Source organism: Arthrobacter sp. Z4-13, assembly GCF_054792705.1.
In genome coordinates, this window is sequence record NZ_CP096459.1 from 1,056,874 (window position 1) to 1,080,793 (window position 23,920).

Below are 23,920 nucleotides of genomic sequence, written 5' to 3' on the forward strand. Positions count from 1 at the left end.
CCTGCCGGAGCTCATCGGCGTGGTTGCCGCCCTGCGCGAGCACTGCCCGTGGATGGGCGCGCTGACCCACGAGTCCCTGGTGGAGTACCTCCTTGAGGAGGCCTATGAGGTGGCGGAAACCATCGAGGCCGGAACGGGTACCGAAGCCGGCGACGCCGAACTCCGGGGCGAGCTGGGCGACGTGCTGCTCCAGGTGGTGCTGCACGCCCGGCTGGCCGAGGAGCGCGGGGCTTTTACGTTCGACGAGGTTGCACGCGGCCTGAGTGCCAAGATGGTCCGGCGGAATCCGCACGTGTTCCGCCCGGACGGCTCCCTGCAGGACAGCTTTCCGGCCACGGTTGGTGAGATTGTACAAAAGTGGGACGCGGTGAAGCGGGCTGAGCGCCCGGAGCGGCGGGACCCGTTCGAAGGCATCCCGCTGGCGCTGCCGGCGCTGGCCAGGGCGCAGAAGTCGATCGACCGCGCGGCCCGGGCAGGACTTGGGCAGCCTCAACCACCGGCGGAGGTTCCCGCCTTCACGTCGGAAGAAGAACTCGGCGAGCTGCTGCTCGCCGTCGTGCGTTCCGCCCAGGCCAGCGGATTCGACGCAGAGCGTGCCCTGCGCGGCGCAGTCCGGGACTACCAGCAGCGTGTCCCCGGGCAGCACCAACAGAGATAACCGCACCATCATGACGTCCGGGGGCTGGATAGGTTTCCGTAACCCGGACCACTCTCGACTACGCTGGTCCGTGACGAGTACGTCGAGTCTTTCTGCAAGATCCCCCCGTTAATCGCCCATAAGGAGCAAATTCATGGCGCTTATCGATGCCATCCACGCCCGCGAGATTCTCGATTCCCGCGGCAATCCGACAGTAGAAGTTGAAGTACTGCTCTCCGACGGCCAGATCGGCCGCGCTGCAGTGCCGTCCGGTGCTTCCACCGGCGAGCACGAAGCCGTTGAGCTGCGTGACGGCGACAAGGGGCGTTACCTCGGCAAGGGTGTCCAGAAGGCTGTTGACGCCATCATCGACCAGATCGCCCCGGCCCTGACCGGCTTCGACGCCACGGACCAGCGCAGCATCGACCAGGCCATGCTGGACCTGGACGGTACGCCGAACAAGGGCAAGCTGGGCGCCAACGCCATCCTGGGCGTTTCCCTGGCCGTTGCGAACGCAGCTGCCGCCTCGGCAGACCTTCCTCTGTACAAGTACCTGGGCGGCCCGAACGCCCACGTCCTGCCGGTTCCGCTGATGAACATCCTCAACGGCGGCTCGCACGCAGACTCCGACGTCGACATCCAGGAATTCATGGTTGTCCCGCTGGGTGCCGAGACCTTCTCCGAGGGCCTGCGCTGGGGCGTTGAGGTGTACCACGCCCTCAAGTCCGTCCTGAAGGAAAAGGGCCTGGCCACCGGCCTCGGCGACGAAGGCGGCTTCGCCCCGAACCTCCCGTCCAACCGTGCAGCCCTGGACCTGATCCAGGAAGCCATCAAGAACGCCGGCTACACCCCGGGCAAGGACATCGCCCTGGCCCTGGACGTTGCCTCCTCCGAGTTCTTCACCGACGGCGCCTACCAGTTCGAAGGCAAGTCGCTGACCTCCGCCGAGATGAGCGCCTACTACACCGAACTCGTCGCCGACTACCCGCTGGTCTCCATCGAAGACCCGCTGGACGAAAACGACTGGGACGGCTGGAAAACCCTCACCGACTCCATCGGCGACAAAGTGCAGCTGGTGGGTGATGACCTCTTCGTCACCAACCCCGCCATCCTGCAGCGCGGCATCGACACCAAGACCGCCAACTCCCTGCTGGTCAAGGTCAACCAGATCGGTTCCCTCACCGAAACGCTTGACGCCGTGAGCCTGGCCCAGCGCGCCGGTTACACCACCATCACCTCGCACCGCTCCGGCGAGACCGAGGACACCACCATCGCCGACATCTCGGTGGCCACCAACGCCGGCCAGATCAAGACCGGCGCTCCGGCCCGCTCCGAGCGCGTTGCCAAGTACAACCAGCTGCTGCGCATCGAAGAGGAACTCGACGACGCCGCACGCTACGCAGGCCGCAGCGCGTTCCCGCGTTTCAAGGGCTAGTAGCCGCGTAAACGACGAGGCGGTGGCTATGGTTTAAAGACCATAGCCACCGTTGTTGTTTCGGCAATTTTAGTTTCAGCCAGCTAGTGGCGGCCCAGACAGGCTGCGCGTTTCAGGAGTGTCATGGCTACCCGTCGTCCCAAAGTTCCGAAGGTCGCCTCTTCCCGTTCGCGAACGCCAAGCCAGGAAACGGCCGGCGACGCGGATGTCATCCGTGCGGATTTCGGTTCCGCCAAGGACAAGCCCGGCATGGATGGAACCGCCCGGAAAGCCCCAGCACCGCAGGCAGCAGACGCGGCGGGTAGCCGCTCGCCGGGTGCCGGGAATGTGTCCGGGTCCCGCGCCGCCACCGCGCCTGCCGCTGGAAGGAAGGACAGCAGTTCCCACGGCACTTCCTCAGCGTCCGGCCCCGAAACCGCCGAAGACCAGCAACCCGTCCCCGCCAAGGCGTTTTCCGGCCGGATGCTGGCGCTGGCGGTGGTCATGATTGCCATCACCATCATGCTGGCGCCCACGGTGAAGATCTTCTTCGACAAGAGGGCTGAAATTGCGGCCCTGAATGCGGACATCGCGGCCCGGGAGGCCGAAGGTGACAGCCTGCGGCAGCAGGTTTCCCGCTGGCAGGACCCCAACTACGTGAAACAGCAGGCCCGCGACCGCATTAACATGGTTATGCCGGGCGAAACCGGCTACTGGGTTTTCGGCAGCGATTTGCCGGCCGAAGAAAGCAGTAGCCAAACCGGTGCAGCAGCACAAGACCCCGCCGATCTGCCGTGGGTGGATTCCCTGTGGGAGTCCATCACGCGCGCGGCTACAGACTGAACCGCAAAAGGAAGGACGGCCCGCCACAGTGGAACTTAACACGGCAGCCGCCCGGGACGAATCCCGCCAGCCATCACCACGAGACCTGGAAGTACTGAGCCGCCAGCTGGGACGGCCGGTCCGGGACGTCGTCGAGATTCCCGCGCGCTGCGTCTGCGGCAACCCGCTGGTGGCCGCAACCGCTCCGCGGCTCCGCAACGGAACGCCATTCCCCACCACCTTCTACCTGACGCATCCGGTCATCACCTCTGCGGTTTCCAGGCTGGAAGCAGCAGGTGTTATGAACGAAATGAATGACCAGCTGGCAGCCGATGATGAATTGGCCGCCGCCTACCGCTCCGCCCACGAGGCTTATCTGGCCGCACGTGCGGGCATCGGTGAACGCTCGGGCATCGGCTCTGTCCCCGAGATTGACGGGATCTCCGCCGGCGGCATGCCCACCCGCGTCAAATGCCTGCACGTCCTGGTAGGGCATTCACTCGCCGCCGGTCCGGGAGTCAACCCGCTGGGGGACCAGGCCATCTCCGCGATCAGCGAATGGTGGACCGCCGACAGGTGCTACTGCGAAGGCGCCTGGGATACCACCGGGGAAGCCCCGTCCAGGGACCTCAGCCGGCATGGACCGCAGGGGCTGCCGGACATCGTAGGCCGTCCCGCGCCCGTCCGGAAGACCTCCGGGACAGCAGAGGCCGGAAAATGACCCGCGTAGCCGCGATCGACTGCGGCACCAACTCCATCCGCCTTCTGATCGCTGACATTGACCGCAGCAACGGGACCACCAGCCTCAAAGACGTGGTGCGCGAGATGCGCGTGGTCCGGCTGGGCCAGGGAGTGGACGCCACCGGCGAGCTGGCTCCGGAGGCCCTGGAGCGCACGTTTGCGGCCGCCGCAGACTACGCCCGCCAGATCCGGGAACACGGCGCCGTCAAGGTCCGTTTCGTTGCCACCTCCGCAAGCCGGGACGCGAAGAACCGGGACGTCTTCGTGGACGGCATCCGGAACCTGCTGGGCGTCGAACCTGAGGTCATCTCCGGCGACGAGGAAGCCGCGCTGTCCTTTGCCGGAGCCAGCAGCGTGCTGCCGATCCTTGATGGCCAGGAGGTGCTGGTGGTTGACCTGGGCGGCGGAAGCACCGAGTTCGTCCTTGGCACGGCAGCCGGCGTAACTGCAGCCAAGTCCGTGGACATTGGATGTGTGCGCCTGACGGAACGGCATCTGCGCCAGGACCCGCCCACCGCTGAACAAATTGCCGCCGCGGAAGCTGACGTCGACGCTGCCATCGCCCGCGCCGGACAGGACGTACCCCTGGAACGCGCCGCCGCCGTCGTCGGCGTTGCCGGTTCCATTACCACCATCACCGCGCATGCCCTTCGCCTTCCTGAATATTTGCCAGGTGCAATCCACGGCACCGAACTGCCCCTCGACACCGTCCGGGCCGCCTCGTCGGATTTGCTCACCATGACGCGATTGGACCGCGCCGCGCTGCCCTACATGCATCCCGGCCGGGTGGATGTCATCGGCGCAGGGGGACTCGTCTGGCGCCGGATCCTCGAAAGCCTGGCCGGCCTCACCGGCGGACGCATCGCAACTGCCACAGCCAGCGAACACGACATCCTCGACGGCATAGCCCTGAGCATCGGCTGACGGCCCATGCAGATACACGCAACCCGGATGAGGCCACCATTTGGTCGGGCCGGCGCAGCCCTGCTCGCGCTGGTCCTGGCGGGCGGCTGCCTCGCCACCGGCCTGTTGACTGCCCCGGCCGCGCACGCGGACAAATGGCGCGACAAGCAGTACTGGCTGGCCGAGTCCGGCATCACCAAGGCCTGGGAGGTGTCCAAGGGCGCCGGGGTCAAAGTGGCCGTGATCGACAGCGGCGTTGACGCCCAGCACCCTGACCTCAAGGGAGCCGTGGCCGGCGGCTATGACGCGTCGGGTTCCGGTCAGCCCAACGGGCAAGAAGGCGTGGGCTCCAAGACCGAACACGGCACGCTGGTGGCCACCATGCTCGCAGGACGGGGCCACCAGCCGGCCGACGCCACTGCCAAGCCTTCGCCCGGTCCCAAAGCACTTCCTCCTGACGGGATCGTGGGAGTGGCCCCGGAAGCCCAGATCCTTGCGGTCTCCACCTGGCTCGGCTCAACCAACCCCTCCGGCAAAAGCGATCAGGACCAGATCCCCGAGGCCGTCCGCTGGGCGGTGGACAACGGGGCCGGGGTCATCAATATTTCCCTGGGCAGCACCACCCCGCAGTGGCCGCAAAGCTGGGACGCCGCCTTCCTCTACGCCGAGCAAAAAGACGTGGTGATAGTGGCCGCCGCCGGCAACCGCGTGGGCGGCAACATCCAGGTGGGCGCTCCGGCCACCATTCCTGGCGTCCTCACGGTAGCCGGCCTGGACCGCAAGGGCGCAGCCAGCGTTGACGCATCCTCCCAGGGCATCAGCATCGGCGTAGCGGCGCCCGCGGAGAACCTGCTGGGGGGTGTGCCCGGCGGCACCTACGCGGAATGGGCCGGGACCTCCGGCTCCACGCCCATCGTTGCCGGCGTTGCGGCGCTGATCCGTTCCAAGTGGCCCGACATGAGCGCCGAACAGGTGATCAACAGGATTGTTTCGACAGCAAAGGACGCCGGAGCCCCCGGCAAGGATCCGTTGTACGGCTTCGGTGTGCTCAACGCTGAGGCGGCGCTCAAGGCCGAGGTGCCGGAAGCAGCTACAAACCCGCTTGGTTCCATCGCGGAATGGATCCGGGTTCACCGGCGCGGCAACTTTGCCACCCCTGCACCGCTCCCCACGACTGAAGTTCCCAGTGCAGTGCCCACCCTGCCGGAGGCCACCGTGCCTGCGGCTGAGCCGCCCTCGAGCCGGGATACCGCCCTCGGCGCCGCCGTCGTTATCGGTTTCAGCCTGTTGTTCATGGCAATTATCGCGGCAGCGGTGATCCAGCTCCGGCGGGCGGCGAGGAGACCGGCAGATGGGGGAGAGGAGCCGGAGACGGGTGTTGTGGACCGGGTGGATTGCGGGCGCCAAACCTGAGGTCTGTAGCTTTTAGGCAGTTAGTGAAGATTTTCACAAACTACTGTATCCTTGAGCTATGGCAACCACCCCAGAGCTCCAGGACCGTCCCAGGGTACTCGTCGTCGGCGGCGGGTACGTCGGCCTGTACGTAGCACTCAAACTGCAGAAGAAGATCGCGAATGCCGGTGGCATCGTCACCCTCGTGGATCCACTGCCCTACATGACCTACCAGCCGTTCCTGCCCGAGGTGGCCGGCGGCAACATCGAGGCTCGCCACGCTGTGGTCTCCCACCGCAAGCACCTCAAGCAGACCGAGCTGATCCAGGGCCGCGTGACCTCGATCGACCACGCCAACCGCACCGCAGTGGTGGCTCCCGCTGACGGCGGCGCGAACTTTGAGGTTCCCTACTTCGATGTTGTCATGGCCGCTGGTGCCATCACCCGTACGTTCCCCATCAAGGGCCTCGCGGACAAGGGCATCGGCCTGAAGACCATCGAGGAAGCTGTAGCCCTCCGCAACAAGGTCCTGGAGCGCATCGAAGTTGCCTCCACCATGACCGACCCCGCTGCCCGCGCCAAGGCCCTCACCTTTGTTGTGGTGGGTGGCGGTTTTGCCGGCATCGAGTGCATCACCGAGATGGAAGACCTTGCCCGGGCCGCCGTCCGGAACAACCCGCGCATCAAGCAGGAGGAAGTCCGCTTCGTCCTGGTTGAAGCCATGGGCCGGATCATGCCGGAAGTTACGGCCACGCAGGCCGAGTGGGTTGTGGAGCACCTCCGCAGCCGCGGCATTGAGGTCCTCCTCAACACGTCCCTGGACAACGCCGAGGGCAGCCTCAAGCTCATCAACCTCCCGGATAAGACCCCCGCCCAGGAGTTCGAAACGGACACCCTCGTGTGGACCGCCGGCGTGCAGGCCAACCCCATGGTCCGCTCCACCGACTTCCCGCTCGAGCCGCGGGGCCGCGTCCGCGTCCTGCCTGACCTCCGGGTTGCGGGCGACGAAGGCATCATCGACAACGCCTGGGCCGCCGGCGACGTCGCCGCCGTGCCTGACCTGACCGGCAAGGGCCTCCCGGACGGTACGTGCGTCCCCAACGCCCAGCACGCGCTTCGCCAGGCCAAGCGCCTCGCCAAGAACCTTTGGGCCTCCCGCTGGGACAAGCCACTGAAAGACTACAAGCACAAGAACCTGGGTGCTGTTGCCGGCTTCGGCCAGTGGAAGGGCGTTGCCAACATCAACCTTGTGGGCAGCATCGGACTCAAGGGCGGACTCGCCTGGCTCGCGCACCGCGGCTACCACGGCCTGGCGATGCCCACGTTCGAGCGCAAGTTCCGCGTGATCTTCAACTGGATCCTGAGCTTCTTCGCAGGCCGCGACACCACGCAGTTGATGGACCTCGACAACCCGCGCGGCGCCTTCGTGGCAGCAGCTACCCCGGCCCCCAAGCCGGCTGCCGCATCCGCTGCGGACGCTCCTGCGCCGGTGGCTGGCGGCTCCGGTTCCACCGCGACCACGAAAGTGGAAGCGGTCCCGGCCAGCGCCAAATAGACCCGCTCTGCTTTAGCGCACGACGGCGGCTGTCCCTTTCGGGGCGGCCGCCGTTCGCGTTTTCCAGGCAGCAACAGGCGGCCGCCGGAAGCGCCTCCTAGACTGGCAGCATGACTGGCGAGAAGAACCTTCAGGCCCTGCTGGCGGGAATGCGCCCGGTCCGGCGCTCGGGTGAGTACGTCTACGTCCTGTGGCCGCACGGGCGGCCACTAACGTCCGGCATTGAAGCGGCGGTACGGGAAGCTGAGGGCCTCACCGTGGTCCTGCCCCGGGCGCAGGCGGACCAGGAAGGGCTGTCCTACGACTTCGTGGGCGCCTGGATTACCCTGCAGATCCACTCCGCCCTGGAAGCCGTGGGACTCACTGCCGCTGTCAGCAAGGCCCTCACGGATGCCAGGATCAGCTGTAACGTTCTTGCCGGATTCCACCACGATCACCTGCTGGTGCCGGTTGCGGACGCGCCCCGCGCCCTTGAGGTATTGGCTGAACTCGCCGCGCAGAACGGGCGCGGGCAGGATGGCGGTGAGCTGCCCCGGCCTGAAATCCTGCTTCGCGACGAGACGCCGGAGGACCGGGACGCGATCCTCGCCCTGACAGCCGAGGCGTTCGCCATCTCGCCGGCCACCGGGCTTCCGGCGGAAGGGCAGCCCGTGGAGGTCAACGTGCTCCGGGAGCTCTTTGACGCCAAGGAGTACCTCCCCGGTTTCAGCGTCGTAGCGGTCCTTGACGGCGAGGTGGTAGGGCATGTGATCAGTACACGCGGATGGGTGGGCCGGCAGGAACTCCTGGGCCTCGGCCCCCTCGGAGTTACCCCGCGGCTTCAGAGGCATGGCATCGGTTCCGCACTGATGAAGGAGAGCATCGCCAGGGCAAACGCTGCGGGGGAGGTCGGCATCGCCCTGCTTGGCAGCCCTGACTATTACTCCCGCTTCGGCTTCGTCCCGGCGGCAACGCTGGGAGTGCTTCCGCCTGAGGACGTATGGGGCGATTATTTTCAGCTACTGCCGCTCGCTTTGTGGCGTGGCGGAGTCCACGGGACGTTCCGGTATGCCGAACCGTTCTCGCGCCTCTGACGGGATACCATTGAGCCGTTGCCCCAGTAGCCCAATTGGCAGAGGCAGCGGACTTAAAATCCGCGTGTTGTGGGTTCGAGTCCCACCTGGGGTACTTAGCAGAAACCGGCCGCCAGAAGCCGCCGACAGAGGAAGCCGTCCGCAGCGCGGGCGGCTTCCTCCGTTTAATTCCACATATGCAACGACTGTTATAAGGATGTGACCTCTCTCACTTATCTTCCCTGTGCATATGCATTAGCTTGAGAGCTAAATCAGGAACACCTGATTTTTCGTGTCAAAGGCCGTTCGCACCTTTAGATCGAGGAGCTCGTAAATGACTTTATTCCCCCAGGCGGGAACCCGCGTTGCCAAGCTGACAGCGCTTGGCATCGGCGTCGCCTTTATGGCAACGGCTTGCGGCGGTTCGTCCACACCCACGGCGTCCGAAACCGCCACCGGATCAGCGGCAGGCATTGAATGCCCGGCCCCCGCGGCTACCGGCGGAAGCTCCGCCCCGGCGACTGACGCGGGCGGCGCGGTCCCACCGTCCACTGGTACCACCGCAAAGCCGCTGAAGCTCGGCTCTCTCCTGCCCACCACCGGTTCGCTGGCCTACCTTGGCCCGCCGGAAATCGCCGGTGTTAACCTCGGTGTCAAGGAAGTCAATGATGCCGGCGGCGTCCTCGGCAAGCCTGTCGAAGTAGTCCACCGCGACTCGGGCGACACCAAGACGGACATCGCAACCCAGTCCACGTCGGCTTTGCTCGGCCAAGGGGTCAACGCCATCATCGGCGCAGCCTCCTCCGGCGTGTCCAAGACAGTCATCAACCAGATCACGGGCGCCGGTGTGCTCCAGTTCTCGCCCGCCAACACCTCGCCCGACTTCACCACCTGGGACGACAAGGGACTCTACTGGCGTACAGCGCCGTCGGACGTTCTCCAAGGTAAGGTCCTGGGCAACTACATGGCCACCTGCGGCGCCCAGACCGTCGGCCTGATCGTCCTGAACGATGCCTACGGCACAGGGCTGGCTACCAACGTCAAGGCCGCTTTCGAGTCCGCCGGCGGCAAGGTGGTGGCTGAGGAACTCTTCAACGAGGGCGATACCCAGTTCAGCAGCCAGGTGGACAAGGTCATCGCAGCCAAGCCGGATGCCATCGCCCTGATCACCTTTGACCAGGCCAAGAGCATCGTGCCGCTGATGACCGGCAAGGGTGTCAAGGCCACGCAGATGTTCCTGGTGGACGGCAACACCTCGGATTACAGCAAGGACTTCCAGCCCGGCACCATGCTGGGAGCCCATGGCACCTTCCCGGGAACCTTCGCCAACGAGTCCTTCACCCAGAAGCTTCTTGCGGTGGACCCGGCACTGAAGGACTTCACCTACGGCGGCGAATCCTACGATGCCGTAAACCTGATCGCTCTGGCGGCTGAAGCTGCCGGAAGCACCAGCGGCCCTGAAATCGCCAAGCAGCTCAAGGGAGTCTCCGAGGCCGGAGAGAAGTGCACCAGCTTCCCCACCTGCGTTACCCTGCTGCGCAAGGGCCAGGACATCGACTACGACGGCCAGTCCGGCCCCGTAACGTTCTCCGACGCCGGTGACCCCACAGAGGCCTACATCGGCATCTACGAGTACACCAACGAAAACAAGCTCAAGCCCCTCCAGGCGGAGTTCGGCAAGCTGTAAACCCCGCACTCCTGAAACACCAAAGAGCCCCTGTCCAACCGGACAGGGGCTCTTTGTGTCGCGTTTGCTTCTACTCGACGGTATCGGCCAGCGTGCCCAGATACAGCTGAATGACCTTCGGGTCCTTCATCAATTCACGGCCGGTGCCCGTATAGGCATCCCGGCCCTGGTCCAATACGTAGCCTCGGTCGCAGATCTGCAGGCAACGCCGGGCATTCTGCTCCACCATGATCACAGAGACGCCGGCACGGTTGATTTCATGGACGCGCAGGAAGGTTTCATCCTGCTTGACGGGGGAGAGGCCTGCAGACGGCTCGTCAAGCAACAGCACCGCCGGATCCATCATCAGTGCCCTGCCCATCGCGACCATCTGCCGCTCACCTCCTGACAGGGAACCGGCCCGCTGAGCACGCCGCTTGCCGAGTTCAGGGAACAGGCTGGTGACGAAGTCGAACCGCTCGGCGAAGTCCTTGGGACGCTGGAACATGCCCATCTGCAGGTTTTCCTCGATGGTCAGGGTGGCGAAGACGTTGTTGGTTTGCGGGACGAAACCTACGCCCCGGCTCACCAGCTTGTTCGCTTTCAGGCCCGTAATGTCCTGCCCGCGCACCACCACTGTTCCGGAATGGACCTTGACGAGGCCGAACATGGCTTTCAACAGGGTGGACTTGCCGGCTCCATTGGGCCCGATGATGCCGATCAGTTCACCCTTGCGGGCTTCAATGCTGCAGCCGTTCAGGATGTTGACGCCTGGAAGGTAACCGGCCACCAGGTCGGTGACCTTGACCACTGAGTCGCTGTCGCTGACTGGTTGTGCGGCGGGTGCTGGGCTGGTGCTGCTCATTGGCTGTCCTTCTCTGTGGTGCCGGTCTCCGTACTTCCGTGACGGCCGCGCGGTTGCTCAGGTTGGGGCTGGCCATCCTCGCCACGGGAGGGATTCCCGCCCTCTGCAGCCACGACGTCGACAGCGATAATGCCCGCATCCTCTGTTCCCACGATGGATTCTTCGTCAGCCACGAGTTCGGCTGCAAGTTCCTTGATGCCCTCGGAATCGCCAAGGTCCACGTCATGGTGTGCGCCCAGGTAAGCGTCGATGACCGCCGGGTTTTTCATGACTTCGCCCGGGGGACCTTCCGCAACTACCTTGCCTTCGGCCATGACCACCACCCAGTCGGCGATGTGCCGCACCATGTGCATGTCGTGTTCGACGAAGAGGACCGTCATGCCTTCGGCTTTGAGGTTCTTGATGTGATCGAGCAGGGACTGCGTCAACGCCGGGTTGACACCTGCCATTGGCTCATCAAGCATCACCAGCTTGGGCCGGACCATGAGGGACCGGGCCATCTCCAGGAGCTTGCGCTGGCCGCCGGAAAGCGAAGCGGCGTAATCGTCCTTCTTGGCGTCAAGCTTGAACTTTTCGAGCAGGACATCGGCCTCGGCGGTAATCTGTTTCTCCCTGCCGCCCCAGATGCCCTTGAAGAGGGCCTTGGCGAGGCTCTCGCCGGGCTGGTTCGCAGCACCGAGGCGCATGTTCTCCATCACGGTGAGCTTGCCCATGACCTTGGTGAGCTGGAACGTGCGCACCATTCCCATCCGGGCGACCTTATAGGGGGACACCCCGGCCAGGCTCTGGCCTTCGAACTGCCACTTGCCGCTGTTCGGCGTATCAAAACCGGTCAGGAGGTTGAACAGCGTGGTTTTTCCGGCTCCGTTGGGGCCGATCAAGGCCGTTATTTTGTGGCGGGGAATTTCCAGGTACTCGACGTCCACCGCGTTGATGCCACCGAAGCTTCGGGTGACGTTCTCGGCGACGACGATAGGGTCCCGTTTCTTGCAGCCGGGGCCGGTTTCGCCGGCAGCGATGGGACGGGTGTCGGTCATGTAGTCCGGTTCCCCGGCGCGTGTGGTGGTGGGTTCTTCGCTGTGCTTGCTCATGCGAACGCCAGCTCCTTCTTGTTTCCGAAGACGCCCTGTGGCCTGAAGATCATCAACAGCATCAGGGCGACGCCAACCAGGATGTAGCGCAACTGCCCGGCCTGGACCGTGTTGAGCCACGTGACGGCACCCGACTCAATCAGGCCATAGAGGATCCCCTGGGTCAGGGAAAGGACCACCCAGAAGATCATGGCGCCGATGACCGGGCCGAGGACGGTGGCCATGCCACCGAGCAGGAGGCAGGTGTAGAGGAAGAACGTGAGCTCCGTTCCGTAGTTTGCCGGCTGCACCGATCCCCGGGGGAGGGTAAAGACCATGCCGGCGAGGGCACCCAGTACGCCGCCGATGATAAGGGCCTGCATCTTGTAGGCGTAGACGTTCTTGCCCAGTGAACGTACGGCGTTCTCGTCTTCACGGATGCCTTTGAGCACCCGGCCCCACGGGCTGCGCATGAGCAGCCATACAAGCGTGCAGCAGAGGATGACAAGCGCCCAGGCCACCACGCGGATGAAGAAGTCGCGGTTGTTCATGCCGAAGTAGGAGCCTTCCGGGAACGGGTTCATGGAGTAGAACCCGCCTTCGAAGGCTGCCAGGCCGTTGGCCGATCCTGTGACCGAGGTGAGCTGGTTGGTGGTCACGACGTACCGCACGATTTCCGCTGCCGCGATGGTGACGATGGCGAGGTAGTCGGCGCGCAGCCTCAGTGTGGGGATGCCGAGCAGCAGCGCAAAAATGGCTGAGGCAACGACAGCGATCAGCAGCCCCACAAAGAACGGGACGCCGAAGCTGAGGGTTGAAATGGCGAAGCCGTAGGCTCCGACCGCCATAAAGCCGGCCTGGCCGAAGTTGAGCAAACCGGAGTAGCCGAAGTGCACGGCGAGGCCGAGGGCGGCCAGGGCGTAGGCCGCCGTCGTCGGGCTGAAAATCTCAGCGGCGGCGCTGGCAAGAATAAATCCAAAGTCCATGGCTGTCTCCTAACCCACGCGCTCGCGTCGGCCCAGGATTCCCTGCGGCCGGAACAAGAGGACAACGATCATGATGAACAGTGCTCCCACGTATTTGAGGTCGGCGGCGAGGCCGAACACAGTGGTCAGCTCCACAAAGATGCCGACGATGATGGAACCGATCAGGGCGCCAAAGACTGTGCCGAGACCGCCGAGGGTTACGCCGGCGAAGATCAGCAGCAGGATCGCGGAGCCCATGTCGAAAGTTACGCCCGGACGGTAGTAGGCCCAGAGGATACCGCCAAGCGCAGCCAGCATGCCGCCGGTGATCCAGACGAGCCGGATCACGCCGTCCACGTCGATTCCCGAAGCCGCCGCGAGGGCGGGGTTGTCTGCTACTGCCCGGGTGGCTTTGCCCAGCCTGGTTTTCAGCAGCACAATGCCGATCAGGGCGATCACCACGGCACTGATGCCCAGGGACCAGAGGTTGTTGGGTGATATGGATACCGGGCCAAGCTGGATTTCCGGGCTTTGGGCGAACGGCAGCTGCTGGGTGGCGCCGCCGAAGAAGAACTGGATAACGTACCGGACGGCAAGGGCGAGGCCGATGCTGACGATCATCATGGGCACCAGGCCCGTGCCGCGGCGCCGCAGCGGCCGCCACAGCCCCCTGTCCTGGGCGTAGCCGAACAACCCGCCGCCAAGCAGTGACAGGATGATGGCCAGCCAGAACGGAAGTCCCATCACATTGAAGGCAAACACCAGCACCGCACCGAGGGTGACCATCTCGCCATGGGCAAAGTTAGTCAGTCCGGTCGTACCGAAGATGAGGGAGAGTCCCACGGATGCCAGCGCCAGGAGCAGGCCAAAACTCAAGCCGGCCACGAGGCGGTTGAGCAGGTTCTGTCCAAAGTCCTGCTGCTGGACCACGATGCCCTTGCCGAAGGCGAAGATCACCGACAGATTGGACGTCTGGCTGAACGTTACCTCGCGGGGGTTCTCCTGGCCCTCAGCCAAGGTGATGCCCTCCGGCAGGGTGGATTCGTCCAGCTCCACCGTGTAGGTGCCTTGCTCGGGTACTCCGATGCTCCAGGACCCGTTCGCGGACGATGTGGCGGTGCCGGTGAAGTCGCCGCTCGTGGCAGTGATGGTCACGTCTGCCAGTGGCGCGCGGGCATCGTCGCGGAGGAAGCCGCTGATGTTGTTCTGGAAGGTTTGGTTCGACGGGGATGGTGTCGGTGTGGGGGAAGTGGCCTGGGATGCCGGGGCCGCCACGAGGAGGATTGCCAGAATGGATGCGCTGATGGCTCCCAATATTCTCAGCAACCCGCGGCGTCCTTTGGCTGGCAGGCCTTGGGATGTACTTCTCAAATTGAAAACCTCCACTTGGGGGGCGGTCTCGGCTGCGCCATTGCAGCCGGTGCGAACGGATGCAGGGCTGGGATGATGCCATAACGCCCTGCACCCGCCACGCATGTGAGTTCCGTCACCCTGCTTGGCTTATGCTACAGCGCGGAAGAACCGATAAATGCCGTGTTTGGCGGCGTCAGGATAGCGATCAGATAACAACTGCGCTCTGTGGTGGGGCCGTTCCTTGAGGAGAGCGCCAGGAAACCTTTGTTGAGCCTTGGTGCTTCCTGAAGGACTCCACTGCTTGCTGAACTCCGTCATGGAACGAACGTGCGGCTTCAGCACGTCACGGTTGGGTTGCACCCGCGGACGCAGGGAACTTTTAGCGGTGCAGCGACGTGAAAATTGGTAGCGTAAACCTTAAGGTTCACGAACACATCCCATACATGGAGGAATCCCGCAATGGCACTTGGCGGCAACCCGATCTTCAACGGAAAGAGCTTCCGTGGAGCCACCCAGGCACCGCCTGTCCCGCAGGCTCCCTACGGCAACGCTCCTTACGGCCAGGCTCCGTACGGCCAGCAGCCCTACGGCCAGGCTCCGTACGGCCAGCAGGGCTACGGCCAGCAGGGCTTCGGCCAGGCTCCGTACGGCCAGCAGGGCTGGAACGCCCAGCCGCAGAACATGACTGACGAGCAGCTGCAGCAGATGTACAACCAGCCTGCAGCGGGCCCGGCCGACACCGGCCGGATGACCTTCGACGACGTCATCGTCAAGACAGCGGCCTGCCTCGGCGTGCTGCTCGTCGGTGCCGCGGTGACAATGTTCGTCAGCATGGGCCTCGCGTCACTCCTGATGATCGTCGGCGCCTTGGGCGGCTTCGTGCTGGCGCTCGTCAACACGTTCAAGAAGCAGCCCTCGCCGGCACTGATCCTTGCTTATGCAGGTTTGGAAGGCCTCTTCCTCGGTGGCCTCACCCGGGTCCTGGACACCATGTACCCGGGCGTGGGGCTTCAGGCTGTCCTCGGCACGTTGTCCGTCTTTACCGTGACGCTCCTCCTCTTTAAGAGCGGCAAGGTACGTGCCACCCCGAAGGCCATGAAGTTCTTTATGATCGCCATCGTTGGCTACGCGCTGTTCTCCGTGGTGAACCTCGTCATGATGGTAACGGGCCTGACCACGGAGCCGTTCGGGCTGCGAAGCGGCATCATCGGCATCGCCATCGGCATCCTGGCCATCGGTCTCGCGGCCTTCTCGTTGGTCATGGACTTCACCAGCATCGAGGCAGGCGTCCGCAGCGGAGCCCCGCAGCGTTTCTCGTGGACTGCAGCCTTCGGCCTGACGGTGACGCTGGTATGGCTCTACGTGGAAATCATCCGACTCCTGGCCATCCTGCGCGGGGACGAATAACACCCACGCCGGGTCCCGCCGTCGGACTTTCGTAACAGCTAAGGGCCCCCACCTCACGGTGGGGCCCTTAGCTGTTAAACGGTTGTGAAGACACGCGCTAAGCGGTCCGCCGGGCTCCCGCTGCCGGAGACACCGTGAAGATGTCCGGCACCTTGTAGCCTGCCCCCGCGAAGGCCTTGGCGACGGCGTCGCGCACCCTGTGCTCGGCAGCGGCGGGGGTCAGCGCGATCGCCGCGCCGCCAAACCCTCCGCCGGTCATCCGGGCGCCGATGGCTCCATTAGCCCGGGAAGCCTCCACCGCGAGGTCCAGTTCGGGGCAGGAGATTTCGAAGTCGTCGCGCATGGAAGCGTGGCTCGCGTCCAGCAGGGCACCGATCGACGCCGGCCCGTCGGCGGCGAGGAGCTCCACGGTCTGGAGGACCCGGTCATTCTCGGTGACCACATGGCGCACGCGGTGGAACGTCACTTCGTCCAGCAGCCCGGAGGCTTCCTCCAGGTCGGCTACCTGGACATCCCGCAGTGCCTTAACGCCCAGCACCTCAGCGCCCAGCTCGCAGGACGCGCGCCGGGACGCGTAGCCGCCGTCAGCATGGGAGTGGGACACCTTGGTGTCGATGACCAGCATCACCAGGCCTGCCGGCTCCGTTTCGAACGGGACCAGGCTGACGTTTTGGTCCCTGCAATCCAGGAAGACGGCGTGGCCCTTCGACCCGCGCAACGAGGCGGACTGGTCCATAATCCCCGTGGGTGCCCCCACGAAATCGTTTTCGGCCTGCTGAGTGGCCAGGACCATGTCCTCCGCCTGAAGCCCGGCACCGGTCAGTTCATTCAGTGCGGAGATAACGGCGCATTCGATGGCGTGGGAGGAGGAAAGTCCAGCGCCGAGCGGGACGTTCGAGTCCAGCAGCAGGTCTACGCCCGGCACGTCAATGCCCCGCTGACGGAGCGCCCATATGACGCCCAGCGGGTACTTGGTCCAGCCCTTGGCTGAACCGGGCTGCAGGGAATCCAGCGAGGTAGTCACCACGCCCTGGTCACCGTAGGTGGACAAAAGCCGTATGGACTTGTCAGGGCGCGGTGCCACCGCCACGCGGGCGGACCGGTCGATCGCGAAGGGCAGGACAAATCCCTCGTTGTAGTCCGTATGCTCCCCGATCAGGTTCACGCGTCCCGGTGCCTGCCAGATGCCGGCGGGAACCCCGCCGAACTCCCGGGTGAACCGAGTGGCCAGATCCTCGGCACCGGTGGGTTCCGGTGTGGTTAGCGGGTCTGATGCGGCACTCAAGCGGGGGCTCCTTCGCGCAGGGCTGCCTGGAAGGCAGCGGGGGAGGGTGTTGAAGCTGGAACGGTGACGCCGCGAAGGCGCTCGGCGACACCTTCCGGGGTGGTGTCATTGATAAAGGCGCCCATGGCTGCCTCCGAGCCCGCGAGGAACTTCAACTTGTCGGCCGCCCGCCGCGGTGAGGTCAGCTGGAGGTGGAGGTAGCTGGCGGGACGCAGCAGTGGATCCAGCGGGGCCTGGTGCCACGCGGAGATATACGGCGTGGGCGTGGGGTAGAGCGCGTCCAGCCGTTTAAGCAGGTCAAGGTAGACATACGCCAGTTCATCCTTTTCCTCACCGCTGAGCGCCGCCAAATCGGGAACGTGGCGGTGGGGAACCAGGTGGATTTCAAGCGGCCAGCGGGCAGCAAACGGAACGTAGGCGCTGAAGTTTTCGCCTTCCATAACCATCCGGCTGCCGTCCTGGCGTTCGGAGCGCAGCAACGAGCCCGTGAGGGTCTCCCGGCCGTCCGCCGCATCGTAAAACTTCCGGGCAGCGGCGCCCAGTACTCCTGCGCGCGGAGTTACGTAGGGATAAGCATAAATCTGGCCGTGCGGATGGTGGAGGGTAACGCCGATATCCGCGCCGCGGTTTTCGAAGGGGAAGACCTGTTTGATCCCGGGGAGTGCGCTCAGGGCTTCGGTGCGTTGCGCCCATGCCTCAATCACTGTGCGGGAGCGGGCCTCGCTCAGGCCGCTGAAGGACCCGGTATGGTCCGGGGTGAACGCCACCACCTCGCAGCGGCCATAAGCCGGACCCGTCGTTCCCCAGGCCGCTTCCGCCGGGACCGCCCCGAGAGCCGGGCCGAGGGACGGGAAGCGGTTCTCGAACACCACAACGTCGTAGTCGCCAGCCGGTATCTCCGATGGATTGGTGGCGCTGGTGGGGCAGATGGGGCACTGGTCCGCCGGTGGCAGATGTGTCCGGCTTTGGCGGTGCGCTGCCACCGCCACCCATTCATCGGTGAGGGCATCGAAACGGACTTCACCCGGCTCGCCCCTGGGAGGCAGGCCACGGTGGTCCGTGATGGTGTCCGCAGTCCGCGCTTTGGGAGCGTGGGCGTCGTCAAAGTAGATCAGCTCCCTGCCGTCGGAGAGCCTGGTGTTTGTGATTCCCGTCATCGATTCCGTCCTCTGGGTGTTGCTGCAACCTAACAATATTGTGCCATAGGCCGCGCAAAAAGGAATAGAAGCAAACAAAACATAACAAAAACGTCTGGGTGCGGGAGCAGGGGCAGCGCTGTACGGTATTGCTCATGACTTCCGATTCACCCCTTGAAACCAGCGTCGCTTCAGGCTACCGGGCATACGCGACCGGCCGGCAGTACGAACTCCGGCGGGGAGACGCTTTGGCAGTGGTCACCGAACTGGCAGCCGGCCTCCGCCTGTTCAGCAGGGCAGGCGTCCAGCTGACGGAAACCTACGGCGACGACGAAATTCCGCCCGGTGGGTCAGGGATTACGCTTGCGCCCTGGGCCAATCGCGTCGAAGACGGCAAGTGGTTCCTGGACGGCAGGAAGCAGCAGCTTGCCATCACCGAGGTTGCCCGGAACAACGCCAGCCACGGGCTCCTGCGTAACGCCTCCTACACTCTGGTTGACGAGTCCGAGCATTCAGTCACGCTCGAGGCCACCATCTTTCCCCAGCACGGTTACCCGTTCCTGGCGCGCCACCGGGTGCAGTACCTCCTCACCGAAGACCTCGGCCTAGTGGTCCGCCAGACGCTGGCGAACGACGCCAAGTCGCCCGCGCCGTTGGTCCTCGGGGCCCACCCGTACCTGCGCCTGGGGGACACCGCCGTTGAGGAACTGGTGCTGACTGTTTCCGCGGACACCCAGTTACTGGCTGACGAGCGCATGATTCCGCGCAGCAGTGCTCCGGTCAAGGGCGACACCGACTTCCGGGCAGGGCTGCACATTGCGCCGCTGAACGTGGACGTCGCCCTTACCGGGCTGCAATTCGATGGGGGCAAGGCGCGTCACACGCTGGCGGCACAGGACGGCCGGCAGGTGAGCCTCTGGCAGGACGAATCCTGCCAGTACGTCCACGTCTACGTAAGTACGCAGTACCCCGGCCGCAGCCGCGCGGTGGCTGTTGAACCCATGACCGGTCCCGCCAACGCCTTCAACTCCGGCGACGGCCTCCGCTGGGTACAGCCGGGTGAATCCTTCACTATGTCGTGGGGGATCGACTACCGTTCCGGCGCCGCCGGCTAGCAGTTTCCCATTGGGCCATGGCTGGGGAATTATTAGGCTATGACGCCAGCCGAGGATCCCGTTTCGCCCGACCCTCAACCCCCATTACTGCAACCATCCGCTGCACCACCCAACGCAACCCCGCCACTGCGGGTTCTGACGGACCGTGAACTGGATAAGGACATTCCCTACGGAGTGCGCATCGCCGCATCCTGGGCCTGGCGCCTGGGACTCATCCTCCTTGTGGGCGGCGCACTGGTGTGGCTGCTGAGGGGGATCAGTTTCCTCATCATCCCGGTGATGGTCGCCGCTCTCCTGGCCGGCCTCCTCAGCCCGGTGGTGGGCTGGCTCAAACGGGGCAGGGTGCCCGGCGGGGCAGCTGTGGCGATCACCGTGCTCGGCTTCCTGGGCCTGATCGGGGGATCACTGGCGCTGGTGGGCAGGCAACTCGTGGCCGGCTTCGGGGAACTCTGGTCTGAAGCGCTGGCCGGCATCCGGCAGATACAGAACTGGTTGTCCGAGGGGCCCCTTCACCTGACGGCCGACCAGATCGATAAGTACCTGCAGGACGCCAGCACGGCTCTGCAGGACAACACCAGCAGTATCCTCAGCGGTGCACTGTCCTTCGGCAGCACCGCAGGGCATTTCGCGGCGGGACTGGTCCTCGCGCTCTTCGTCCTCATCTTTTTCCTGCTGGAAGGCGACCGGATCTGGGCTTTCCTCGTCCGGCTGCTGCCCCGGAAGGCGCGGGCTGCGACGTTGGGCGCCGGACGCAAAGGCTGGGCCTCGATGGTCAGTTATGCCCGCATCCAGATGTTTGTTGCGTTTGTGGATGCAGTGGGCATCGGCCTCGGTGCGGCGATTATCGGCGTCCCGCTGGCCCTGCCCCTGAGTGTGCTCGTGTTTATCGGTTCGTTTATCCCGATCGTCGGCGCCCTGGTGACCGGGGCCATTGCAGTGTTGCTCGCGCTGGTGGCCAACGGCCCCATCAACGCCCTGGTCATGCTCGGCATCGTGCTGCTGGTCCAGCAGTTGGAGAGCCACATCCTTCAGCCGCTGGTGATGGGCAAGGCGGTGGCCCTGCATCCGGTGGCAGTGATCCTGTCGGTAGCGGCAGGCTCCTACCTGGCCGGGATTCCGGGAGCGCTGTTCTCAGTGCCCATCCTGGCCGTCGCAAATTCGGCCATTCGCTACATCGCCGCCAGAACGTGGGAACATGAACAGGTGTTGGCATCACCTGCAGGCTCGGTGGCTGCCGGCGCCGGCCCGGACAACACCATTACCCGCGTTGACCCGCCGGACGCCCTCAAAGGCGGCGAGGACGCCGCAGCCAGCACCGACGCAGAACAACCTGGCGCCCGTTCCAACGACGCGGCGCCGGGGCCGAAATCCAGAGGAGAATAGTCCGTGAACATCCTTGAAACCCTTCCCGTCACGCTGGACGATGTCCTGGAGGCGCAGAAGCTGCTCGACGGGATTATTGCGCGGACCCCGGTGGAATCATCACGGGCCCTGGGCGCGCTCGTCGGTGGCGACGTCTATCTCAAGTGCGAAAACCTCCAGCGGGCGGGATCATTCAAGGTTCGCGGCGCGTACGTGCGGATGGCGCGTTTGTCCGAGGAAGAAAAGAAGCGGGGCGTGGTAGCGGCATCTGCGGGCAACCACGCCCAAGGTGTTGCCGTAGCCGCCAAGAGCCTGGGCATCAAAGCCCGGATTTACATGCCGCTGGGCGTGGCCCTGCCCAAACTGGCTGCCACCCGCGGCCATGGAGCAGAAGTCATTCTCCACGGGCACAATGTCGACGAGGCGCTCGCCGAGGCGCAGCGGTACAGCAATGAGACCGGAACCGTCTTCGTCCACCCGTTCGACAACGTGGACGTCGTCGCAGGTCAAGGCACGCTGGGACTCGAAATCCTGGAACAGGTGCCCAACGTTGACACCGTCCTCATGGGTGTAGGGGGCGGCGGGCTCTTGGCGGGTGTCGCCGTCGCCATTAAAGCCCGGGCCAAGGAACTGGGCCGGGAGATCCGCATCATCGGCGTGCAGGCGGAGAACGCCGCGGCCTACCCGCCCTCACTCGCCGCTGATGCACTGGTGCCGTTGAAAAAGGTGTCCACCATGGCCGACGGCATCGCGGTCGGACGCCCGGGACAGCTTCCCTTCAGCATCATCCGCGAGCTGGTGGACGACGTCGTAACGGTTAGCGAAGACTCCCTGGCGCGTGCGCTGATCTTCCTGCTGGAGCGGGCAAAGATGGTGGTGGAGCCCGCCGGCGCTGTGGGCGTGGCCGCCCTCATGGACGGCAAGATCGAGAATCCCGGAACCACGGCAGTGGTCTTGTCCGGCGGAAACATCGACCCCATGCTGATGCTCAAAGTCATCCAGCGGGGCCTCTCCGCCGCCGGTCGCTATATGACCGTCCGCATGATGCTGGACGACCGTCCGGGTTCGCTTGCCACCATCGCCCGGATCATCGCCGAGAACGACGCCAACGTCACCGGCCTGGACCACACACGGGTGGGCGGGTCCATCAGCATGGGCGACGTCTCCATTACTGTCAACCTGGAAACCAAGGGCCACCAGCACGGCGAGCAGGTCCTCAGCGCGCTCCGCGCCGAGGGTTTCCAGCCAATCGTGGTGCACTAGGAGGGACCATGGCCGGACTGATGGGCAACGAAGGCTTCGGGGAGCGGCGGACCATCGCCGCCCGGGCAAAGGGCGGACTGCTGGTGCTTGGCGGCTTCGTGGCCCTCCTGTTCGCCATCGAACTGTTCAACGCGCTGATGCTGCGCTCGCTGAACCGGACGTATGGTCTGCGGCCCAGAAGCGCCGACGGGCTGCTGGACATCTTCACCTTCCCGCTCCTGCATGCAAACCTGAACCACTTGCTGTCCAACAGCCTTCCGCTGATAATTTTCGGCTTCCTGGTCTTTCTGTCCGGACTGCGGGTTTTCCTGACGGCGCTGGCCTTCAGCTGGCTCGGCTCCGGGCTCACGGTCTGGCTGATCGGGAACGGCGGCATCACGGTGGGGGCCTCCGGCCTGGTCTTTGGGCTGTTCGCCTTCCTGCTGGTCCGCGGCTTTTTCAACCACAGCTGGCGGCAGATCCTCCTGGCAGTTGTGCTGTTCATGGGCTACGGCAGCATCCTGCTGGGCATCCTCCCCCTGGTCTCCGGCTTCGTCTCCTGGCAGGCGCACCTCGGCGGTGCTGCCGGCGGAGTGGTGGCCGCGCTGCTCCTGAGGCCCCGCAAAGGAGCAGCAGGCACGAAGTCCTGAAGTCGAGTCCTTAAAACAAAACGCTGGCCGCCCCGGGGGCGGCCAGCGTTTTGTTAAGGCTTAGGACTATGCGGCGTACGGCTTGGCTGAAAGGATCTCAACTTTGATGTCCTTGCCGTTGGGCGCGGTGTAGCTCAAGGTGTCGCCTTCCTTGTGGCCAAGGATGGCTGCACCCAGCGGAGACTTCTCGCTGAATACGTCAAGATCTGAGTCGCCTGCGATTTCGCGGGAACCGAGCAGGAAGGTCTCTTCGTCACCGGCGATCCTGGCGACCACGATCATTCCGGGCTCAACGATCCCGTCGTCTGCCGGAGACTCGCCCACATGGGCGTCCCGAAGCAGGGCAGTCAGCTGGCGGATGCGCGCCTCGATCTTGCCCTGCTCCTCCTTGGCGGCGTGGTAACCGCCGTTTTCCTTGAGGTCACCCTCTTGCCGGGCTGCTTCAATTTTTTGGACGATCTCTGCCCGGCCAGGGCCGGAAAGGTGGTCCAGCTCTGCCTTCAGGCGGTCAAAAGCTTCCTGGGTAAGCCAGGCTGCAGCTGCGCTGTTGGTGGTAGACACGGACTTCTCCTCTAATGGTCCTACATGCAAAAGACCCCGCCACGGTGGCCACTTGTGGAACAGTAACCAGCTCAGCGGGGTGAAGGTATTGCTCCATTGTAGTCAATCCTATGAATTTAACCCAACAAGGAAGCGGCCTGTATCACATCTTCCGAGCCTAGCCGCCAGCTTGGTCGTCGGGGATCCAGCAGCTGTCCACCACGCCGGATACGGACAGTGACTCGGTCCTGACCGGCACCCGCTGTGAAACCGTACGCCCGCCGTCGGCTGTTCCATCGGCCTCCGAAGGAGGAATGTCCACAACTTTCCACCCCACCACGGCGTACTTCGAATCCAAAGCCTTAATGGCACATTGCACCGGGATCCCGTGTTCCCTGGTCACTTGGAAGTCAACCTCGGCCAGCGTGGCGTCCGTCGTGACGTAGCCAATGTCCTTAAAGCTGACGTCGTTGAGGGAGTTCGACGTGGAAACCCAGGCCATAAAACCGATGCCTGCGGCCAGGGCCACACCTCCGATGGTGCGCTTGGCGGCAGGGGAGAGCCGGCGCTTTTTAGCACCATAACGATTGGCTAGGCTAGTGTTCGCGGGCTCGGAATCGGCCGACTGTTCCGGGGAGGTCACCTAACCAGTTTAGTGCCCCTTCCGCCGGAGCTTTCCCGGCCGACGGCACAGCAGGCCTTGAAGCGCCCGCCCGCACAGCGAACCGTTCAGCAGCCATCAAGCCGC

The 23,920-nt window shown here is 64.5% G+C and carries 22 protein-coding genes and 1 tRNA gene; 15 read left to right on the top strand and 8 right to left on the bottom strand.

Annotated elements, in window-relative coordinates:
- Window positions 1–52 precede the first annotated feature (52 nt).
- The 10 genes from M1E07_RS06765 to M1E07_RS06810 all read left to right on the top strand — a co-directional run bounded on the left by M1E07_RS06765 (window position 53) and on the right by M1E07_RS06810 (window position 10,203).
- Window positions 53–658: a MazG nucleotide pyrophosphohydrolase domain-containing protein gene (locus tag M1E07_RS06765; RefSeq protein ID WP_461190342.1), complete on the top strand. Its 606-nt coding sequence runs from the start codon at window positions 53–55 to the stop codon at window positions 656–658.
- 133 nt (window positions 659–791) lie between these two features.
- On the top strand, window positions 792–2,072 hold the full coding sequence (gene eno / locus M1E07_RS06770; RefSeq protein ID WP_163164245.1) for a phosphopyruvate hydratase: 1,281 nt from the start codon (window positions 792–794) through the stop codon (window positions 2,070–2,072).
- 123 nt (window positions 2,073–2,195) lie between these two features.
- A complete protein-coding gene (locus M1E07_RS06775) occupies window positions 2,196–2,894 on the top strand; it encodes an FtsB family cell division protein (protein WP_461189489.1) in 699 nt (232 codons plus the stop codon).
- 28 nt (window positions 2,895–2,922) lie between these two features.
- Window positions 2,923–3,594 carry a DUF501 domain-containing protein gene (locus tag M1E07_RS06780; protein WP_461189490.1) on the top strand — a complete coding sequence of 224 codons (672 nt, stop codon included), beginning with the start codon at window positions 2,923–2,925 and terminating at the stop codon, window positions 3,592–3,594.
- Window positions 3,591–4,538 (top strand): Ppx/GppA phosphatase family protein, encoded by a 948-nt coding sequence (locus M1E07_RS06785; RefSeq protein ID WP_461189491.1) that lies wholly within the window; start codon window positions 3,591–3,593, stop codon window positions 4,536–4,538. The genes M1E07_RS06780 and M1E07_RS06785 overlap by 4 nt, the downstream gene beginning before the upstream one ends.
- A 27-nt stretch (window positions 4,539–4,565) precedes the next feature.
- Window positions 4,566–5,930: a S8 family serine peptidase gene (locus tag M1E07_RS06790; protein ID WP_461189492.1), complete on the top strand. Its 1,365-nt coding sequence runs from the start codon at window positions 4,566–4,568 to the stop codon at window positions 5,928–5,930.
- Window positions 5,931–5,988: 58 nt separating this feature from the next.
- Window positions 5,989–7,464: an NAD(P)/FAD-dependent oxidoreductase gene (locus M1E07_RS06795; RefSeq protein ID WP_461189493.1), complete on the top strand. Its 1,476-nt coding sequence runs from the start codon at window positions 5,989–5,991 to the stop codon at window positions 7,462–7,464.
- Window positions 7,465–7,574: 110 nt separating this feature from the next.
- Window positions 7,575–8,537 (top strand): N-acetyltransferase, encoded by a 963-nt coding sequence (locus M1E07_RS06800; protein WP_461189494.1) that lies wholly within the window; start codon window positions 7,575–7,577, stop codon window positions 8,535–8,537.
- 20 nt (window positions 8,538–8,557) lie between these two features.
- Window positions 8,558–8,631, top strand: a tRNA-Leu gene (locus tag M1E07_RS06805).
- 219 nt (window positions 8,632–8,850) lie between these two features.
- Window positions 8,851–10,203 (top strand): ABC transporter substrate-binding protein, encoded by a 1,353-nt coding sequence (locus tag M1E07_RS06810; RefSeq protein WP_461189495.1) that lies wholly within the window; start codon window positions 8,851–8,853, stop codon window positions 10,201–10,203.
- A 70-nt stretch (window positions 10,204–10,273) separates the two neighbouring features.
- On the opposite strand, the gene M1E07_RS06815 is transcribed toward M1E07_RS06810, so the two are convergent.
- The 4 genes from M1E07_RS06815 to M1E07_RS06830 are packed head-to-tail and all read right to left on the bottom strand — an operon-like array spanning window position 10,274 to window position 14,408.
- Window positions 10,274–11,047: an ABC transporter ATP-binding protein gene (locus M1E07_RS06815; RefSeq protein ID WP_461189496.1), complete on the bottom strand. Its 774-nt coding sequence runs from the start codon at window positions 11,045–11,047 to the stop codon at window positions 10,274–10,276.
- Window positions 11,044–12,138, bottom strand: a complete 1,095-nt coding sequence (locus tag M1E07_RS06820) for an ABC transporter ATP-binding protein (protein ID WP_461189497.1) — start codon at window positions 12,136–12,138, stop codon at window positions 11,044–11,046. The genes M1E07_RS06815 and M1E07_RS06820 overlap by 4 nt, the downstream gene beginning before the upstream one ends.
- A complete protein-coding gene (locus M1E07_RS06825; protein WP_461189498.1) occupies window positions 12,135–13,103 on the bottom strand; it encodes a branched-chain amino acid ABC transporter permease in 969 nt (322 codons plus the stop codon). Before M1E07_RS06825 ends, M1E07_RS06820 begins: the two co-directional genes overlap by 4 nt.
- Before the next feature lie 9 nt (window positions 13,104–13,112).
- Window positions 13,113–14,408: a branched-chain amino acid ABC transporter permease gene (locus M1E07_RS06830; RefSeq protein ID WP_461189499.1), complete on the bottom strand. Its 1,296-nt coding sequence runs from the start codon at window positions 14,406–14,408 to the stop codon at window positions 13,113–13,115.
- Between the two features lie 486 nt (window positions 14,409–14,894).
- Between M1E07_RS06830 and M1E07_RS06835 the strand changes: the two genes are divergently transcribed.
- Window positions 14,895–15,842 (top strand): Bax inhibitor-1/YccA family protein, encoded by a 948-nt coding sequence (locus M1E07_RS06835; protein WP_461189500.1) that lies wholly within the window; start codon window positions 14,895–14,897, stop codon window positions 15,840–15,842.
- 97 nt (window positions 15,843–15,939) lie between these two features.
- On the opposite strand, the gene galK is transcribed toward M1E07_RS06835, so the two are convergent.
- A complete protein-coding gene (gene galK, locus M1E07_RS06840) occupies window positions 15,940–17,127 on the bottom strand; it encodes a galactokinase (RefSeq protein WP_461189501.1) in 1,188 nt (395 codons plus the stop codon).
- The gene (gene galT, locus M1E07_RS06845; RefSeq protein WP_461189502.1) at window positions 17,124–18,284 is read right to left on the bottom strand and encodes a galactose-1-phosphate uridylyltransferase; all 1,161 of its coding nucleotides are present in this window, start codon (window positions 18,282–18,284) and stop codon (window positions 17,124–17,126) included. The genes galK and galT overlap by 4 nt, the downstream gene beginning before the upstream one ends.
- A gap of 134 nt (window positions 18,285–18,418) precedes the next feature.
- Between galT and M1E07_RS06850 the strand changes: the two genes are divergently transcribed.
- From M1E07_RS06850 to M1E07_RS06865, 4 genes are read left to right on the top strand one after another with little or no spacing between them, the layout of a single operon-like run.
- A complete protein-coding gene (locus M1E07_RS06850; RefSeq protein ID WP_461189503.1) occupies window positions 18,419–19,378 on the top strand; it encodes an aldose 1-epimerase family protein in 960 nt (319 codons plus the stop codon).
- Between the two features lie 39 nt (window positions 19,379–19,417).
- Window positions 19,418–20,761 (top strand): AI-2E family transporter, encoded by a 1,344-nt coding sequence (locus M1E07_RS06855; protein WP_461189504.1) that lies wholly within the window; start codon window positions 19,418–19,420, stop codon window positions 20,759–20,761.
- Between the two features lie 3 nt (window positions 20,762–20,764).
- The gene (gene ilvA / locus M1E07_RS06860) at window positions 20,765–22,003 is read left to right on the top strand and encodes a threonine ammonia-lyase (protein ID WP_461189505.1); all 1,239 of its coding nucleotides are present in this window, start codon (window positions 20,765–20,767) and stop codon (window positions 22,001–22,003) included.
- 8 nt (window positions 22,004–22,011) lie between these two features.
- The gene (locus tag M1E07_RS06865; RefSeq protein WP_461189506.1) at window positions 22,012–22,632 is read left to right on the top strand and encodes a rhomboid family intramembrane serine protease; all 621 of its coding nucleotides are present in this window, start codon (window positions 22,012–22,014) and stop codon (window positions 22,630–22,632) included.
- 66 nt (window positions 22,633–22,698) lie between these two features.
- Here M1E07_RS06865 and greA read toward each other — a convergent pair whose 3' ends face one another.
- Window positions 22,699–23,193: a transcription elongation factor GreA gene (gene greA / locus M1E07_RS06870; protein WP_461189507.1), complete on the bottom strand. Its 495-nt coding sequence runs from the start codon at window positions 23,191–23,193 to the stop codon at window positions 22,699–22,701.
- A 157-nt stretch (window positions 23,194–23,350) separates the two neighbouring features.
- A complete protein-coding gene (locus M1E07_RS06875) occupies window positions 23,351–23,815 on the bottom strand; it encodes a DUF4307 domain-containing protein (protein WP_461189508.1) in 465 nt (154 codons plus the stop codon).
- Window positions 23,816–23,920: the final 105 nt, after the last annotated feature.

Coding starts and splice junctions, on each gene's coding strand:
- M1E07_RS06765 (WP_461190342.1), top strand. CDS start 53: ATGGGCGCGCTGACCCACGAGTCCCTGGTGGAGTACCTCCTTGAGGAG.
- eno (WP_163164245.1), top strand. CDS start 792: ATGGCGCTTATCGATGCCATCCACGCCCGCGAGATTCTCGATTCCCGC.
- M1E07_RS06775 (WP_461189489.1), top strand. CDS start 2,196: ATGGCTACCCGTCGTCCCAAAGTTCCGAAGGTCGCCTCTTCCCGTTCG.
- M1E07_RS06785 (WP_461189491.1), top strand. CDS start 3,591: ATGACCCGCGTAGCCGCGATCGACTGCGGCACCAACTCCATCCGCCTT.
- M1E07_RS06790 (WP_461189492.1), top strand. CDS start 4,566: ATGAGGCCACCATTTGGTCGGGCCGGCGCAGCCCTGCTCGCGCTGGTC.
- M1E07_RS06795 (WP_461189493.1), top strand. CDS start 5,989: ATGGCAACCACCCCAGAGCTCCAGGACCGTCCCAGGGTACTCGTCGTC.
- M1E07_RS06800 (WP_461189494.1), top strand. CDS start 7,575: ATGACTGGCGAGAAGAACCTTCAGGCCCTGCTGGCGGGAATGCGCCCG.
- M1E07_RS06810 (WP_461189495.1), top strand. CDS start 8,851: ATGACTTTATTCCCCCAGGCGGGAACCCGCGTTGCCAAGCTGACAGCG.
- M1E07_RS06815 (WP_461189496.1), bottom strand. CDS start 11,047: ATGAGCAGCACCAGCCCAGCACCCGCCGCACAACCAGTCAGCGACAGC.
- M1E07_RS06820 (WP_461189497.1), bottom strand. CDS start 12,138: ATGAGCAAGCACAGCGAAGAACCCACCACCACACGCGCCGGGGAACCG.
- M1E07_RS06825 (WP_461189498.1), bottom strand. CDS start 13,103: ATGGACTTTGGATTTATTCTTGCCAGCGCCGCCGCTGAGATTTTCAGC.
- M1E07_RS06835 (WP_461189500.1), top strand. CDS start 14,895: ATGGCACTTGGCGGCAACCCGATCTTCAACGGAAAGAGCTTCCGTGGA.
- galT (WP_461189502.1), bottom strand. CDS start 18,284: ATGACGGGAATCACAAACACCAGGCTCTCCGACGGCAGGGAGCTGATC.
- M1E07_RS06850 (WP_461189503.1), top strand. CDS start 18,419: ATGACTTCCGATTCACCCCTTGAAACCAGCGTCGCTTCAGGCTACCGG.
- M1E07_RS06855 (WP_461189504.1), top strand. CDS start 19,418: ATGACGCCAGCCGAGGATCCCGTTTCGCCCGACCCTCAACCCCCATTA.
- M1E07_RS06865 (WP_461189506.1), top strand. CDS start 22,012: ATGGCCGGACTGATGGGCAACGAAGGCTTCGGGGAGCGGCGGACCATC.